Origin of the sequence: Shigella sp. FC1544, assembly GCF_001722145.1 — a bacterium.
GTDB lineage: Bacteria > Pseudomonadota > Gammaproteobacteria > Enterobacterales > Enterobacteriaceae > Escherichia > Escherichia coli.
On the sequence record NZ_MECT01000476.1, the window covers coordinates 1 to 378 of the forward strand.

1 protein-coding gene is annotated in these 378 nt (G+C 50.3%); it reads right to left on the minus strand.

The features are described from left to right. Positions 1-64: 64 nt before the first annotated feature. Positions 65-378: tail fiber assembly protein (locus BGK49_RS18580; protein ID WP_069375809.1), on the minus strand; the 314-nt coding region annotated here is incomplete at its 5' end.

Below are 378 nucleotides of genomic sequence, written 5' to 3' on the forward strand. Positions count from 1 at the left end.
CCTGCGCCATCAGTCAGCGCACCTGATATCACTACAGACATAGTTTTTCTCGCGATAAATTAAATCAGGAAGAAATTTCCGGAGAGGCGGGCCATTCAATGGCGTTGTATGAGGTTTTATCAGTGATGACACTGAAATCCATCGCCTGCAGCGATTTCGCGTAAATGCGGTACGCTTTCAGTTTTTCCCGGTCTTCGTCGCTGATTAGCCCCAGCAGCAGGTCTTCTTCCCATTCCCCTGTCCGGGCACTGACCTGAGCCAGAAGGGCATCACGCTCATCTTCCGCTTTGAGTCTGTAGTCAAAGACAAATTCATCATTGCGGTAAAACCAGTAACCCGGCGCGGTAATGCGGCGGTTGGCGGTAATATCAGGAACTT